The organism is Chryseobacterium sp. VD8 (assembly GCF_037149975.1).
Lineage (GTDB): Bacteria > Bacteroidota > Bacteroidia > Flavobacteriales > Weeksellaceae > Chryseobacterium > Chryseobacterium indicum.
Genome location: NZ_JBBCQL010000107.1, coordinates 1 through 14,598, shown reverse-complemented (window position 1 = coordinate 14,598; position 14,598 = coordinate 1). Strand labels below are relative to the sequence as shown.

The following is a 14,598-nucleotide window of genomic DNA, read 5'->3' as shown; positions in this document are numbered from 1 at the left end:
TTCCCAATGTCGCACTAGGTTTTAAATTATTTATTGTAACATTCGGATTATTGTTCTGCATTACATTCAGCGTCATGGAATTTACATTCGATGTTATATCTCCGCCTTTGGGAACTGCTTTCACTTCTATCCTTTGGTTCGCATCCGGATTTCTTGCATCAGCAAATCTTGAAACCCCTATTGCTAAAGTTGCTGCATCTTCCACCACATAGAATCTTCTTTTGAAAAGCGGTTTTTCAGCAGAATCTTTATACACAATAAGCTCAAAATTCCCGGATATTTTCGGCTGCATTTTCTCGTTCGGGAAATTCAGCGTATAGTGCGTATATGATTGCAGCGTATTGAAAGAATACTGAAATTTATCCAGCAAACCGTTTAAACTTCCATTGGCAAATTCCGTAAAGAAAAGATTATCGTCTTCCCAGTTTCTGTTGTAATGCTTAATGGTATATCTGTAAATTTCGCTTGCATTGGTAAGATCATCGAAACTTAAAACCAACTGCTGATTAAAATTAATAACCGGCGTTTCGTCATTGGTCTGTGGATTAAACAATTGAATACTCTGGATATTCTGTCCAAAAACCAGTCCGCCCAAAGAAAGTAAAAGTAGCTGCAATGTTTTCATTATGACGAAGATAAAGAAAAATCGTTTTTAAACAACAAAGCAACATATCTTTATTCATTAAAAAATGCCTGAATTTTATCTTAACCGCAAAAGATTTTACATTTTAGTTATTTAAGTTTAATAATTAAATAGGAAAAAAGCACACATAAGTTTAAAAAATCAAAGATTTTTTCTCTTTGCAGGCTTTTGAAATACTTTAAATAAATCCAATAATCTTTTGCATCTTTTGCGGTTAAAATTTAAATCAAAACTATTTTTAAACAAAAACTTTTGTAGCTACCTTTGTTTCCAATAAAAATATTCAGAATATGCTTCAGATCCAAGGTTTCGTATTCAATTTTGCAAGCGAAAACACTTATATCCTTTATAACGAAAATAAAAAAGCATGGTTATTTGATCCCGGAAATATGAACGGACAGGAAACCAAAGTGATCGAAAATTTCATTTCAGAAAATGAACTGAAAATTGAAAAAATTCTTTTAACGCATGCCCATATTGATCATGTTTTGGGCTTACAATGGGCTTTTGATACGTATAAAGTTCCTGTTCTGATGCACAGAGAAGACAAAGAAGTGCTGGATATGTTTCAGATCAGCGGGATGAGGTTTGGTTTTGAGCTGGATCATATTCATGTGGAAATTCAATATATTAATGAGGGTGACGAACTGGATTTTGACGGAGAAAAATTCAAAATCTATCATGTTCCGGGACATTCTCCGGGGAGTGTGGTTTATCACAATGAAAATCAGAAATTCATTATTTCCGGTGATGTTCTGTTTGAAGGAAGTATCGGAAGGACTGATCTTTATAAAGGAAACTATGAGCAGCTAATTGAAGGAATCAAAACCAAACTTTTCATTTTGGATAATGACACTCAGGTTTTCTCCGGACACGGAAATCCCACAAAAATCGGGTTTGAGAAGGAGTATAATCCGTTTTTTAAGTAAGACTGTTTGAGTGTGGGTGAACTAAGAGAGTTTAGATACGAACCTTTCTGTTTTAATCTAAATTGATTTGCATTTTGTTACAAACAAGGTTGTTTTAAACTACATTCATTTGCATTTCATTACAAACTGGGTTGTTTCAGACTACCTGCCTTTGCATTTCATTACAAACAGAATGTTTCAGAGTTATGTAAACTGCATTTGGTTACAAACAGGGTTGTTTTAGACTGCCTGCACCTGCATTTGATTACAAACAAAGTTGTTTCACATGAAGTACTGTTCACTTACGGATATAAATTAATGACAGAAAAATTCCCTGCTATAAACAGTACGCTTGATCCCGTACATCTCGGATATCTTATTCAGCAAAAATATGGGCTGAGTAACAAAACAAAATGCGGCATTTTCCGCCTAGCCATGAATCATTTGTACATTATTCATGATGAGGAAAAGAAATTTGTTTTCCGAGTGTATACTCATCATTGGCGGACAAAATCTGAAATTGAGGAAGAACTAAAGCTTCTCCTTCATTTAAAAGATGCAAACCGGCAGGTTGCTTTTCCGATTGCAGATAAATTCAGTGACTATATTCAGGAAATTGAAGCCCCGGAAGGAAAAAGATTTGGGGTTTTATTTTCTTATGCGAAAGGCATAAAGACGGCAAAATTCTCACCTGAAACAAGTTTTCTGATCGGACAGGCTTTAGCCAGAGTTCATCAGTCGGCAGAGCATTTTGAACTGAACAGGATTTCTTATGATGCGGAAAACTTGCTTATAAACCCTGTTGAAAAGATAAAAAAATTCTTTAACGATGGTAATACCGAAGTTATTTTTCTGGAGAAATTATCTGAATTTTTAAGCCTTAAATTCGAAACTTTCGACAGACAAAAAATGAGATACGGAAGCGTACATCTTGATGTCTGGTTTGATAATCTGCACATTGATAATGAAAAAGAAGTTACTTTTTTTGATTTTGATTTCTGCGGAAACGGCTATTTATGTTTTGATATTTCTTACTTTCTGTTTCAGCTTCTGGCAACAAACCTGAACGAGGAAGAATATCAGACAAAAGCAGAAAGTTTTTTACAGGGTTATGAAACGGTAACAACAATCAGCAACGAAGAAAAAAAGTTCTTATCTTACGCCTGTTTAGCTGTCATGACGTATTACATCAGTATACAGTGCGACAGATTCGAATTCTGGACAAATATCTTCCTCAATGAAGATCATTTAAAAAGGATGGTTAGAAATTTAAAACGCTGGATGGCTTATCACAAAATTGAAATTGAATAACCTTCATAAAAACAAATAACTAAAAATATGGAACAGGAATTAAACAAATACATTGGTACCGATGGAATTATTGAAGTACAAAACAGAGAACGAAGTGCCTGCAAATTATTATCCACAGAACGTACAGATCACTCTGTTATTTTAAATTTTGAAAGTATTTTTCCGGTAAGAGAATTAAATTTTAATGATGTTCCCGATTGGAATATTGAGCTTTCCCGAACAGCTTTTGGAAAAAACTTCACTTTCATCGTTGACGGACAGATTGAAGAGCCTGATAACAATACAATAAGATTTACAGAAAACGAAAGAAATTTAACCGTTACCATAGATTTTAATGAAAGTACGGTAAAAGAAACTATGCTAAAATACATTGATGAGCTTATCCCGAAAAAATAAATAAGGTCTCTATGGACAAACTGGAGAAAGAAATTCTGAAACGGGTTTCCTACATGAACAACTCAAAATGGTTCAGGTTACTGACAGAGATGCAGAATGCAGAAATTAATATTCAGTCTGCATACATTAAATTTCTGCTGAACGACAGAACGTACAAATTTCATCTTGGAGGTTTTAATGAGAAAGGTTTTGGGGATGTAAGCGAACTGGGACCATTCAGATATAAAGAAATTGAATGGATTCTGATCCCCGAAAAACATGAAACAGAACGCTGGAACAGAAATGTAAAGCTGACATCAGAATTTTTTTTTCAGCCGATAGAAAAAATTGAACAGATCATAAAAAATTTGGGACTGTTGGAATATGAAATAACAGAAGAAGGACTGAGAATTTTTGGATATAAATAAATGGCAGTATCACATAAAGGAAAGAGAAAAATTATTTATAAAGACAAACTGTATCTGTGGTATATTATACCGGATGATGATTACGATTTTTTATTTTATTTAAAAATTATTTCTGATGATCAGACGTTGTATTTATCATATGAGACAGATCAGGCGAACAATCTTTTTATACAGCCAAAAATAGGAATTGTAAAAAGTGAAAAACTGAAATCAGGACGATACAAATTTTCACCACGCATTCAGGACAAAATATTTTCTAATTATAATGTAAGGCTGATTCTTGATTGGCATGACAGTCAGGACGGTTCGGCAATCCCTGAAGTATTTAAAATGCCTAAAAATCCTTTTGAACATATTGATTTTAAAAGCGGAACTATAGTTTATATTGTTAAAGATTTTTCAAGATCAAACCTGAAATCGGATATGTTAGAAGTTTCATATTCTCAAAACTACTTACTTATTGCAGGTTGGCATGGTTCTGAAAGAGGCTATCATATTACTATAATAAAAAATAACGATGATAAAAATCCTGTTGCAGAAACACATCAAAGTTTTTTTGAACTGGAAGAAGCTATTACGTCTGCTGTTACCATGATTGAAAACTGGATTAATGAAAAAGGATAATTATCAGTAATTACAATTTAACTTAAGATGTAAAATAAATTCTTGAATTATGCTCTTTTTTAAAAAAACTAAATTTTTGTCCTTAAGCGAAGCAATGCAAAATCCAAAGAATTGTAAAAAACTTAGTCTACTGTTTATAGAATACAATCTAAAGGACAAAGGTGCCATTTTTTCGCAATTTATCAACTTAAGAACCTTAGAAATTCAGGCACATCCTGTTATTTATAATTTGGATGATTTTGAACTTCCGAAAGAAATTGCTGAATTGAAAAAATTAAAAAAAATTTCACTCCTAAATCTTCCATTAAAAGTTTTTCCTGAATGGCTCACCCGAATAAAATCGTTACAGTATTTAATGATTCGAGGAAATGATATTGATACAGTTCCTGAGACAATATCGCAATTAGATCAATTAAAAACATTACGTATTGAAAACTGCGAACTGAATAAATTACCAAAAACCCTCAACCAAATGTTAAACTTAAAATATTTAGGTTTGAGCGAGACAAAACTTACAGATTTAAATCCTGATCTTTTTCCAAAAAATTTAAAAGAAATAAATTTATCCGGCTCAAGAAGATATAAAGATGATGATTTTGAAAATTTGAAAAGAGCCCTGAAAAAGAGTAAGATATATTAAAATAAAAACCGTCAGAAAAATCCTGACGGTTTTATCAATTATATGAAGAAATAAATTTTAGAAATCAAGCGTAATAGAAGCTCTTACCGCAGCACCCATAATTGGTCTTGCCATAATAATTCCGTCTCCCGATGGAGATCCGGCTCTTGGATCACCTTCTGTAATACCGATGGTATTAAAGATATTGGTTCCGTCCACCGCAAAACGGATTTTCCCTAACTGATAAGAAGTTCCCGCTCCAAATTCTGAGAAAGAAGGCAGAGTCTGCGCATTTTTCTCATCCTGAAAACGCTTTCCGTAGTAATTCATGCTTACATAAGCTCTCCACTCTTTGGTGAGATTTACCGCAGGAGAAATATTGAAGTAGAATTTCGGCATTCTTCTTACCGTATTATCATTGTAACTGAATGTTGTTCCGTCTGCATTTCTTCCTGTGAAATCCTTATATCTCGGATTTTGGATCGTTCCGTTGAACGTTACTTCAAACACATTATTGAATAATCTTGCGTATCCTTCAAACTCAACCCCTAAGTTTGATGTATTTGCAAATTTGTTCTCTGAGCTTCCATCTGAATACACATCCGTGAATGAAAGATTTTTCAATGTAGAATAGAACGGAATTACCGCCACATCAAACGTTCTTGAATAATACTTATATCCCACTTCCAACTGATTGGTTGTTACCGGCTTTACAACAGATAAATTATTCATATTGTTGTAGTACGCTTCCTCATTCGGCGATCTGAAACCATTAGAGAAACGGGCATACACTGCATTTTCTTTATTAATTTTATAATTCAGCGCCGTTGTGAAAGAAACTTTATTCACATCAAAATTCCAGTACGTGTATTTATTGCCTAAAACAGACATATTTTCGTCCGCAGTGGTTGTTGCAAAACTGTGCGTTCCGTCAGTAGTCAATCCGGAATTGTTAAGATTTCCGCTCGTTGTGTTCACACCGTAACCCTTGTAGAAATCGTGGCTGTAACGAATTCCTCCGTTAAAACTCAGATCATCGGTAATATTATAGTCTAAATTCAGATAAAGATCATTCAGACTTCCCTGAATCTGAGAATCTCTCAACAGGAACGACATATTGGTAACTCCATTGTATGTTTTAGAATAACCTACACTGTTTGGCGTTAATGAAGTATCTACCAAGTTCAGCAATTCCGGTTTATCGGTAGCCGTTGTTAAAATATTGCTCCAGTTCCAGTATTGATGAGACTTCCAGTTAGATTTGTAGAAACCTGCCGTTACATTTCCTTTATCAAATTTATAATTGAACTGCAAATCGTTAACGAAATTATTCATCTGCTTATCAATTGCCCAGAAACCTAATTTCTGAACGTAGCCAGGATTTACCACTGCTCCGTTGCTTACCATTGAATATTGGAATGTATTTCCTGCAATTCCTGCTCCTTTGGCAAAATCAGCCGCGCTTTGAGGTCCGCCTGCAGGGAAAATTCCCGTATAATTCATATTGATATTGGTATATCTTGTTTTGTTTAAAACAGAGAAATTACTGCCCAAATCATATTTGAATTCCGCTCCTAAAACATCAACTTTCGGATGAATTCCGTCCTCTAAATTTCTGCTAAAAAACCCTCCGCCCACTTGTGGAATGTTCAACTGACTGATGTTTCTGTAGCTATAGGTACCGTAATTAGCATCAAAACCGGAAAATTCTTTCAGATCATTCCCGTTCTGTACCAAAGGAATCGGAAGGAAGAACGTATTTCTGTCATCCAGTTTTTTGTAATAGATTTTAGCATAGCCTTTATCGAAAACATATTTCAGATTCATTCTGATCTGTCCGCCCTGATTGGCTTTAAAACCTGTTTTTCTGATTCCGTCATCTGTTCTGTAAAAACCTCCTACATTGAAGAATAATTTGTCCTGAACCAAAGCTCCTCCTACGTTTACATCAGTACGCATTAATCCATAAGTACTGGTTTCCAGTTTTGCCGTTCCTCTGAAATCGTTCCCTCCTTCTTTGGTAATAAAGTTAATTAAACCTCCCGGAGAATTGTTCGCAAAAATAGAACCTGAACCTCCTCTCAAAGCTTCTAATCTGCTTACCGAATTGTCTACACGGAAGAAATTATCTGCATTGGCAAACTGCAATGCTCCGTCTTCGAACACCGGAAGACCGTCTTCCTGAACCTGTACAAATTCATACGCTCCCGCAGAAGGAATACCTCTTGCGAAAAGGTTGTTTCCTACTTCACCACCGGAAGTTTCTACCGCAAAACCGGGAACACGCTGCAACAAAGCTGCCGCACTGATCGGGTTTTGTTTCTGAATTTCTTTTGCTGTAAACGTAGAAATCGCCGTACTCGATTCTATTTTCTTTTTCGGGTTAGAGTTACCCGTAATAACCACCTGTTCGATGGAAGCCGATCTTGTGGAATCCTTAGGAGTTTCCTGAGCGTATGCATTGTTGTAATACAAGGTTGCGATACCGGCAAGTAAAAACATCGATCTTTTTTTCATAGCCTTATTTGATTTTTATTTGTTTGTTAATTCTTTTTTAATTTGAGATACACTCCGTTCGTCCATCCGAAACCATCCTGATTAGGATATTCTCCGCCTCCTGCAACGGTTTCGATGTCTAAAGCATTGTATTTTTCCATCAGTTTTCCGGTGTTTTTGTATACCCTTTCCACGTTGCTGCACCAGTTGTTTTTAATTTTTTCAGCAAGATCATCAAATCCGTAGTTTTTCATCGACTGATAACCCAACCACTGATACGGCGCCCACGCGTTTGGAAAATCCCATTGCTGACCTGTGTTTTTAGTCGTTGTTACTAAACCTCCCTGATACAGAAATTTTTCTTCAATATTTTCCGCAACAGCTTTTGCCTGATCTTCACTGGCGATTTTCAGGAACAAAGGATAAAGGGCAGCAATATGTTCAGACGGTGTGTTTGTGTTTTTTTGAGTATGATAGTCTTTGTATGTTCCGGAAGTTTCGTTCCAGAAATACTGATCTATCATTTGTCTTCGCTTTGCTGCCCTTTCAGAATAATCAATTTTTCTTTCATTTAATTTTTGAAGCGATGAAGATTTTGCCAATGTTTCTTCCAAATGCCATAAAAGGCAGTTCAGATCAACTTCAGCAAGATTCAACGTTTCAATAGTCTGTATATGTTCTCCGTCCGCAAACCATCTGCTGGAAAAATCCCAACCCGATTCGCAGGCGCTTCTGATGTTTCGGTAAAATTCTTCTCCTGCATTTTCACTGTCTTCAATATCAATTAAATAACTTTCAGGGCGCGGTATGTTTTCAGCATCATAATATCTGTTCAATACATCTCCGTGAATTGTTTTCACTACTCTGTTTACCGCCGAACCATTTTCCAGTTCTTCTGTTCCGTTCATCCAGAAAGCATATTCCTTTTCTAAAGTATTGTGATATTTGATGTAAATATTTTCGTCTTTCGTTGTTTCAAAAAGCAGATCCAGCATCAACGAGAAATAGGGCGGCTGAGAACGGCTTAAGAAATGGGTTCTGCTTGCATTCGGTACAAATCCTACGTTCTGAATAAGATAAGAACAGTTTTCAATAATATTTTCCATCATTTCCACTCTTCCGGAAATCTGAAGTCCCAACATGATGTAATAACTGTCCCAGTAGAAAAATTCATTGAAGCGACCTCCCGGAACCACATACGGTTTTGGAAGTTTCAGCAACGTTCCTTTTTCCTCATAGGCTGTTCTTGTCAGTTCATCCCATAATTTTCCAATGTGTTCTTCAATCGGAAGGTGATCTTCCCTCTGAATGGATATTTTAGCTCCCAGAAAATCAAAATTTGACAGGACAAATTCTTTCAGGTTAAAATCTTCCGACTGTTTCCCTTCTTCATATTTTGCATTAATTTCTTCGACCGGAAACAAGGGAACCGCATCCGTCATCATCTTCTGATCTTCAAAAACCTCTGATCTCTGTACATCATCAAAAAGAGCCTGAATTTCATATATATATAACTGCTTCTTCATTTTATTTTTTAGGATTTATTTTTAATTTGTTCATAATAACTGCTGAAACAATCAACAATGAAAGCGGTATTAATGAAAGGTAAAATGCCTGCTGTCCGCTGAATTCCTGAAACACAAAACCTGTGATAATCGATCCGATGGTTCCTCCGATTGCCGAGAAAACCACAATTAAACCCGACATTGCGCTGTGTAAATATTTCGGAATAGATGCTAAAATCACAGAGTTGATACTTGGATAAATCGGAGCCAGTAAACCGCCCATCAAAGGAAATAAGTAAACAACCAACGGAGCATTTAACCAGGTTGTTCCTGCATTAATACTAATATTGTGAGTTAATGGCAGAACCAATAAAATACTTATGGCAAAACCTACCACACAAAAAGAAACCACGTAGATCCAACTGAACTTTTTAGAGAAGAATCCTGATAAGAATCTCCCCAGTGCGAAAGCTCCTGCCAAAACCGCTCCCGCCTGAATACTCATGGAAGTCGGAACTTTTAAAATCTCTTTGTAAAAAGTCGGTGTCCATGTCTGGAAACTCTGCTCTACCAAAACAAAAAGGAAAGCACACAGTAAAAAGAACAGAACTTTTTTATAACTGAATAAACTCACACTGTTTTTTAGATCTCCAAGCAAGTCCGTTTTCTCGCTTCTCGCTTCATGTTCATCTAATTTTGTGAAGAATAAAAACAAAAATGAAAGTGTGGAAATCCCTCCCAAAACCCAATACACATTCAGCCAATGGGTTGATCTCGGATTATGGTCATCTATGAATAAGCTGAATAAAACATTTCCCATTAATACGCCGATCATAAAAAAACCCTCCAGATAACCCATAAAACTTGAATGTTCCTTATCTGAATCCGTTACCAAACCAATAGAAGTGAAAACGGAAATCTTAATTAACGCAAAAGAAACCCCGACAATCGTAAACAATAATTTGAAAAACCAAAACGCATTGGCAAAAGGCATTACGAAACACATGCAGCTCACCAAAAGCAAGGCGATCAGCATCGATCTTTTGATTCCTATTTTAGGTAAAAACGAAGCCAGAATGAAAGAGCAGATCGCAATCGGCAGATCTTTAAAACCCTCCAGAACGCTGGCTGAAGATTTGGAAATCCCGAAGTTTTGCTGCATCTGTAAAATTACCGTTCCTACAGAATTCAGAAGAATGGCAAAAACAAAATAATTTAAAAATAAAACTGCCTTAATATTGAAATTTTTCATTCATATAATTTCTTGTGGGCTAAGATATAAGCATTTGCCTTAACGTTAATTTAACATTATAAATGAATATTTGAACCATATTAATATAATTATTATTTTAGGAAACAAATTATGATTAACTAAATGAAAGTCACTTTTGAACGCGTAATCCCCGATGAAAAGAGCTCTTTTCGCACGATTCACAACAATTCTCCTATTTCAGAGTTCAAATGGGAATACCATTATCATCCCGAAATTGAACTTGTGTGTGTGGTTTCCGGGAGCGGAACGCGCCACGTTGGTTATCATAAAAGCAATTATACGAACGGAGATCTGGTGTTAATTGGCTCCAATATTCCTCACTCCGGTTTTGGACTGAACTCTATCGATCCGCATGAAGAAATTGTTTTGCAGTTTAAGGAAGAAATCCTGCAGTTTCCGCAACAGGAAGTTGAAGCAAGATCCATTAAAAATCTTTTGGAACTTTCAAAGTACGGAATTCATTTTCATGATGAGGTTCATATTAATATGCTTCCAAAACTAAGACTGATGCTGAAATCTGAAGGATACAGAAGATATCTTTTATTGCTGGAAATTCTTTTTGAGCTTTCAAAATGTGATGATTACGAACTTCTGAATAAGGAAATCATGCCTTACACGATTATTTCCAAAAACAAAACAAGACTGGAAAATATTTTCACCTACGTGGAACATCATTATGATAAAGAAATTGACATTGAGGACGTCGCCAAACTTGCCAATCTTACTTTACCTGCATTTTGTAATTTTTTCAAAAAAGCAACTCAGATCACTTTCACCGAATTTGTGAACCGGTACCGCATCAATAAAGCCTGTTTACTGATGGCACAGGATAAAAGTATTTCAGAATGCAGTTACAGCTGTGGTTTTAATAATGTAACGTATTTCAACAGAATGTTTAAAAAATATACAGGAAAGACCCCTTCGGAATTCATGAAAAATTTTGCACAGAACAGAGTGAATGTAGATTTAAAGGTAGAAGAAAAAGTAAAAGTGAAAGCCAGTTTTTAGCAAAATAAATTGTGGATAACTCTGTGGATAAAATTGTGGATAACTTTTTTACCTGAATTTAAACAACTCATTTTTCAAATCATTACAAAACAAAAAAAGCTGTTCAAAAAGAACAACTTTTTATATTTGAATTGCGAAGCTATCAACTGACAGCCCGCTATTATCAACCAAAAATTACTTCCACTTGATATTGCATCCCATACTCGGTTTCTGAATTTCTTCCTGCGGTTCTCCCAACAAAAGATTTTCGAAAGCAATAATCAGATCTTCTCCTGTTACTTCTTTGTGATTTCCCGGTCTGGAATCATCCATCTGTCCTCTGTAGATCAGATCCAGTTTTTCATCAAAGAAAAAGAAATCCGGTGTGCAGGCTGCATCATACGCTTTTGCGATTGCCTGACTTTCGTCGTATAAATAAGGGAAATCAAACTTTCTTTCAATTTGGAATTCAATCATTTTTTCAGGAGAATCTGCGGGATATTTTTCCACATCATTCGAATTGATGGCGATAAATTCAATTCCTCTTTCGTTGTAATCTTCATACAGTTCGGTTAATTTATCAATTACATGAAGAACAAACGGACAGTGGTTGCACATAAAGATCACCAAAGTTCCTTTTTCGCCTTTCAGATCATCCAAAGACTGAATTTCGTTACTTTTTGACGGGTTCGGAAGCTCAAAAAAAGGAGCTTTTGTGCCCAATTCAATCATATTTGAAGGAGTATTCATAACTTTTTTATTTGGTTACAAAGATATAGAATTTCTTGATTATTATAGTATGGAGGATGGATACGGGAAGATGGAAGTCTCAGAAATTACACTCGATTGAGTGGGACTATAAACTCTATTAATTTTTACAATAATAAAAAAATCAACATATTAAAAGTACTTCCAGCTCCCATCCTTCCGGCATCCAAGCCAAATTACAAACATCTTCAAAGCCTTACTTTAAAAGTTAAAGCGTAAAATTTGTTTGGAAGTTATCCTCAAAAGTTTGTAGTTTTGCTAACACTGTTAGTAATTAAAAATCATGGGTCTGCACGAACGTCGGCAAAGAGAAAAAGAAAATATACGCGCCAGTATTCTGGATGCTGCGTTTTCTTTGGCTAAAACCGAAGGATGGGCATCCCTTTCCATGAGAAAAATTGCCGATGCCATAGAATACAGTGCACCGGTAGTTTATGATTATTTTGAAAACAAAGAAGCTATTTTGTATGAAATTTCGCTGAATGGTTTCAACTGTTTACACATAGAGTTGCTGAAAGCCCAGAGAGAATATGAAGCTCCGGACGAACAACTGAAAGCTATTGTGGATGCTTACTGGAAGTTCGCATTTAAAAACAAAGAGTATTATCAGCTAATGTTCGGATTGGGAATGCAGTGCAGCGGAAAAGGAATGATGAAGGAAGAATTTTCTTCTTTCCAGAATATGCTTTACGAGTGTACGTACGAGATTATTAAGAAAAACGGATCCAATCCGGATAATGCCTGTCACATGTCGCACGCCCTGTTTTCAGCAGTACATGGCTTGATTTCGATCATGATGATGCGTAATGACGATATTCCTTCTACGATGAACAAAACGACTCTTGATGAAACAGTTTCTGCTTTCATTAAGTCTTTGTAAATTTTTTTGAATTAAAAATTAACACCGTTAGGAATATTAACATCAATTAATATAAAGTATTCATTTAAACCGAATTTAAAATTAAAAAAACAATCATGTAGAATGTAACCAATGAATTGATAATCATTTTTTGTCCTGAATAATTAACACCGTTAGCAAAAGTAACACACTTCACACCTCATCTAAATCATATCTAACCAACATTAAAAAGTTCTTCTCATGGAAACAACGATCTAAAATCACATTAAGAATTTTGAAATTTTTTTTAAACTAAAAATTAACACCGTTAGAAAAAATAACATAATTCAAATTAAAAACATCACTACTTAATTTAACATTTCATTAAAAATTTAAACTCAAAATGAAAATATTTGGAAAAATAAGACTCATTGCACTGATCTCAAGTATTATTCTTTTACAAAACTGCACAAAGGCTGCAGAAGGAGCCAACGCTGCACCACCCGCTCCTGAACTTCCTGTTTACACCGTTATTTCATCACCGGCAACAACCTATCAGGAATTTCCGGCTGCTTTGGAAGGAAAAAATAACGTGGAAATCCGGTCTCAGGTCGACGGATATTTAGATAAAATCTATGTGGAAGAGGGCGCTTATGTAAGAGCCGGACAGCCATTATTTAAAATAGATTCCAGAGCTTACGGAGAGCAGATGAATATGGCAAATGCTAATTTACAGGTTGCCAATGCCAATATCCAGAAAGCAAAAGTGGAGGTTGACAGATTAGAGCCTTTGGTTGCTGCAAAAGTCGTATCTGAGGTACAATTGAGAACTGCAAAAGCAAATTATGCAGCCGCACTTGCCGCCGCTTCACAGGCAAAAGCATCAGTTGGAGGAGCAAAAATCAATATCGGATTTACAACGATTACAGCTCCGGTAAGCGGATACATTGGAAGAATTCCTCACAAAAAAGGAAGTCTGATCTCCAGAACAGATGTGAATCCCTTGACTTTATTATCAGACATCAGTGAGATTTACGCCTACTTTTCTTTAAGCGAACTGGATTTTATCGCTTTTCAGAATAAATATGAAGGCGCAAGTTTAGAAGAAAAGCTGAAAAATATGCCCATGGTAGAGTTGGTGATTGCAGACAACAGCATTTATCCGCAAAAAGGAAAAATGAGCATCGTAGACGGACAGTTTGACAAATCTACAGGAGCAATCAGTGTTCGTGCGGTTTTCCCAAATACCAACGGAACGTTGAGAACCGGAAATACAGGCAGAGTTCGTATGCCTCAATTGATATCGAATGCTGTCATTATTCCTCAGGAATCTACGTTTGAGATTCAGGATAAAACTTATGTTTATGTAGTTGGTAAAGACCAGAAAGTAACCGGTAAGCCTGTAAAAATCTCAGGAAAAACTGAAAACTATTATTTTATTTCCGAAGGAATACAGCCGGGAGAAAAGATTGTATTCACAGGAATCGGAATGTTAAAAGATGGTGCTTCTATCAAGCCGAAAGCGATTTCATCCGACAGCTTACTGAAAGCAAAACCATTATAACCGTTTAAACTTCTTTAACCACAAAAGTTTTTAAGCACTTAAGTTATTGTAAGTTAAAAAGCAATCGCTCAATAAGTACACATAAGGTTTTGAAAATCTTTGATTTTCAGCTAAAGTGAACTTCATGCAAAGTTTTTAATTAAACTAAAAGCTACTTAAGTGTTTAAAAATTTAAAGCTAAAAAGTTTAAACCACATTAAAAAATAAACTTCTTATGTTAAAACAATTTATAGAAAGACCGGTACTCTCTACCGTGATC

Annotated in this window: 14 protein-coding genes; 9 read left to right on the top strand and 5 right to left on the bottom strand. The window is 35.5% G+C overall.

Features of this window, described 5'->3' with window-relative positions; all coding sequences use genetic code 11:
- Window positions 1–625 (bottom strand): type IX secretion system plug protein (locus WFK35_RS12830; RefSeq protein ID WP_336732919.1); only part of this gene is annotated, 625 nt, incomplete at its 3' end.
- Window positions 626–933: 308 nt separating this feature from the next.
- Here WFK35_RS12830 and WFK35_RS12825 point away from each other — a divergent pair.
- From WFK35_RS12825 to WFK35_RS12800, 6 genes are all read left to right on the top strand, one after another.
- Window positions 934–1,572: an MBL fold metallo-hydrolase gene (locus tag WFK35_RS12825; protein ID WP_336732918.1), complete on the top strand. Its 639-nt coding sequence runs from the start codon at window positions 934–936 to the stop codon at window positions 1,570–1,572.
- Window positions 1,573–1,869: 297 nt separating this feature from the next.
- The gene (locus WFK35_RS12820; RefSeq protein WP_336732917.1) at window positions 1,870–2,862 is read left to right on the top strand and encodes a phosphotransferase; all 993 of its coding nucleotides are present in this window, start codon (window positions 1,870–1,872) and stop codon (window positions 2,860–2,862) included.
- 27 nt (window positions 2,863–2,889) lie between these two features.
- Entirely contained in the window at window positions 2,890–3,258 is a 369-nt protein-coding gene (locus WFK35_RS12815) for a hypothetical protein (protein WP_336732916.1), read from the top strand.
- 11 nt (window positions 3,259–3,269) lie between these two features.
- Window positions 3,270–3,665: a DUF6678 family protein gene (locus WFK35_RS12810; protein ID WP_336732915.1), complete on the top strand. Its 396-nt coding sequence runs from the start codon at window positions 3,270–3,272 to the stop codon at window positions 3,663–3,665.
- The gene (locus WFK35_RS12805) at window positions 3,666–4,289 is read left to right on the top strand and encodes a hypothetical protein (RefSeq protein ID WP_214590805.1); all 624 of its coding nucleotides are present in this window, start codon (window positions 3,666–3,668) and stop codon (window positions 4,287–4,289) included.
- 49 nt (window positions 4,290–4,338) lie between these two features.
- Window positions 4,339–4,929, top strand: coding sequence for a leucine-rich repeat domain-containing protein (locus WFK35_RS12800; RefSeq protein WP_336732914.1), 591 nt, complete (start codon window positions 4,339–4,341; stop codon window positions 4,927–4,929).
- Window positions 4,930–4,986: 57 nt separating this feature from the next.
- On the opposite strand, the gene WFK35_RS12795 is transcribed toward WFK35_RS12800, so the two are convergent.
- The 3 genes from WFK35_RS12795 to WFK35_RS12785 are packed head-to-tail and all read right to left on the bottom strand — an operon-like array spanning window position 4,987 to window position 10,161.
- Window positions 4,987–7,425 carry a TonB-dependent receptor gene (locus WFK35_RS12795; protein WP_336732913.1) on the bottom strand — a complete coding sequence of 813 codons (2,439 nt, stop codon included), beginning with the start codon at window positions 7,423–7,425 and terminating at the stop codon, window positions 4,987–4,989.
- 26 nt (window positions 7,426–7,451) lie between these two features.
- On the bottom strand, window positions 7,452–8,930 hold the full coding sequence (locus tag WFK35_RS12790; protein ID WP_336732912.1) for a trehalase family glycosidase: 1,479 nt from the start codon (window positions 8,928–8,930) through the stop codon (window positions 7,452–7,454).
- 1 nt (window position 8,931) lies between these two features.
- Window positions 8,932–10,161, bottom strand: a complete 1,230-nt coding sequence (locus tag WFK35_RS12785; RefSeq protein ID WP_336732911.1) for an MFS transporter — start codon at window positions 10,159–10,161, stop codon at window positions 8,932–8,934.
- A 123-nt stretch (window positions 10,162–10,284) separates the two neighbouring features.
- On the opposite strand from WFK35_RS12785, the gene WFK35_RS12780 reads away from it, so the two are divergent.
- Entirely contained in the window at window positions 10,285–11,190 is a 906-nt protein-coding gene (locus WFK35_RS12780; protein WP_336732910.1) for an AraC family transcriptional regulator, read from the top strand.
- A gap of 174 nt (window positions 11,191–11,364) precedes the next feature.
- On the opposite strand, the gene WFK35_RS12775 is transcribed toward WFK35_RS12780, so the two are convergent.
- Window positions 11,365–11,919, bottom strand: coding sequence for a thioredoxin family protein (locus WFK35_RS12775; RefSeq protein ID WP_076390886.1), 555 nt, complete (start codon window positions 11,917–11,919; stop codon window positions 11,365–11,367).
- A gap of 301 nt (window positions 11,920–12,220) precedes the next feature.
- On the opposite strand from WFK35_RS12775, the gene WFK35_RS12770 reads away from it, so the two are divergent.
- Entirely contained in the window at window positions 12,221–12,817 is a 597-nt protein-coding gene (locus WFK35_RS12770; RefSeq protein ID WP_076390885.1) for a TetR/AcrR family transcriptional regulator, read from the top strand.
- Window positions 12,818–13,178: 361 nt separating this feature from the next.
- Window positions 13,179–14,339: an efflux RND transporter periplasmic adaptor subunit gene (locus tag WFK35_RS12765; protein WP_336688610.1), complete on the top strand. Its 1,161-nt coding sequence runs from the start codon at window positions 13,179–13,181 to the stop codon at window positions 14,337–14,339.
- The last annotated feature ends 259 nt before the right edge of the window (window positions 14,340–14,598 follow it).

Coding starts and splice junctions, on each gene's coding strand:
- WFK35_RS12825 (WP_336732918.1), top strand. CDS start 934: ATGCTTCAGATCCAAGGTTTCGTATTCAATTTTGCAAGCGAAAACACT.
- WFK35_RS12820 (WP_336732917.1), top strand. CDS start 1,870: ATGACAGAAAAATTCCCTGCTATAAACAGTACGCTTGATCCCGTACAT.
- WFK35_RS12815 (WP_336732916.1), top strand. CDS start 2,890: ATGGAACAGGAATTAAACAAATACATTGGTACCGATGGAATTATTGAA.
- WFK35_RS12810 (WP_336732915.1), top strand. CDS start 3,270: ATGGACAAACTGGAGAAAGAAATTCTGAAACGGGTTTCCTACATGAAC.
- WFK35_RS12805 (WP_214590805.1), top strand. CDS start 3,666: ATGGCAGTATCACATAAAGGAAAGAGAAAAATTATTTATAAAGACAAA.
- WFK35_RS12800 (WP_336732914.1), top strand. CDS start 4,339: ATGCTCTTTTTTAAAAAAACTAAATTTTTGTCCTTAAGCGAAGCAATG.
- WFK35_RS12795 (WP_336732913.1), bottom strand. CDS start 7,425: ATGAAAAAAAGATCGATGTTTTTACTTGCCGGTATCGCAACCTTGTAT.
- WFK35_RS12790 (WP_336732912.1), bottom strand. CDS start 8,930: ATGAAGAAGCAGTTATATATATATGAAATTCAGGCTCTTTTTGATGAT.
- WFK35_RS12785 (WP_336732911.1), bottom strand. CDS start 10,161: ATGAAAAATTTCAATATTAAGGCAGTTTTATTTTTAAATTATTTTGTT.
- WFK35_RS12780 (WP_336732910.1), top strand. CDS start 10,285: ATGAAAGTCACTTTTGAACGCGTAATCCCCGATGAAAAGAGCTCTTTT.
- WFK35_RS12775 (WP_076390886.1), bottom strand. CDS start 11,919: ATGAATACTCCTTCAAATATGATTGAATTGGGCACAAAAGCTCCTTTT.
- WFK35_RS12770 (WP_076390885.1), top strand. CDS start 12,221: ATGGGTCTGCACGAACGTCGGCAAAGAGAAAAAGAAAATATACGCGCC.
- WFK35_RS12765 (WP_336688610.1), top strand. CDS start 13,179: ATGAAAATATTTGGAAAAATAAGACTCATTGCACTGATCTCAAGTATT.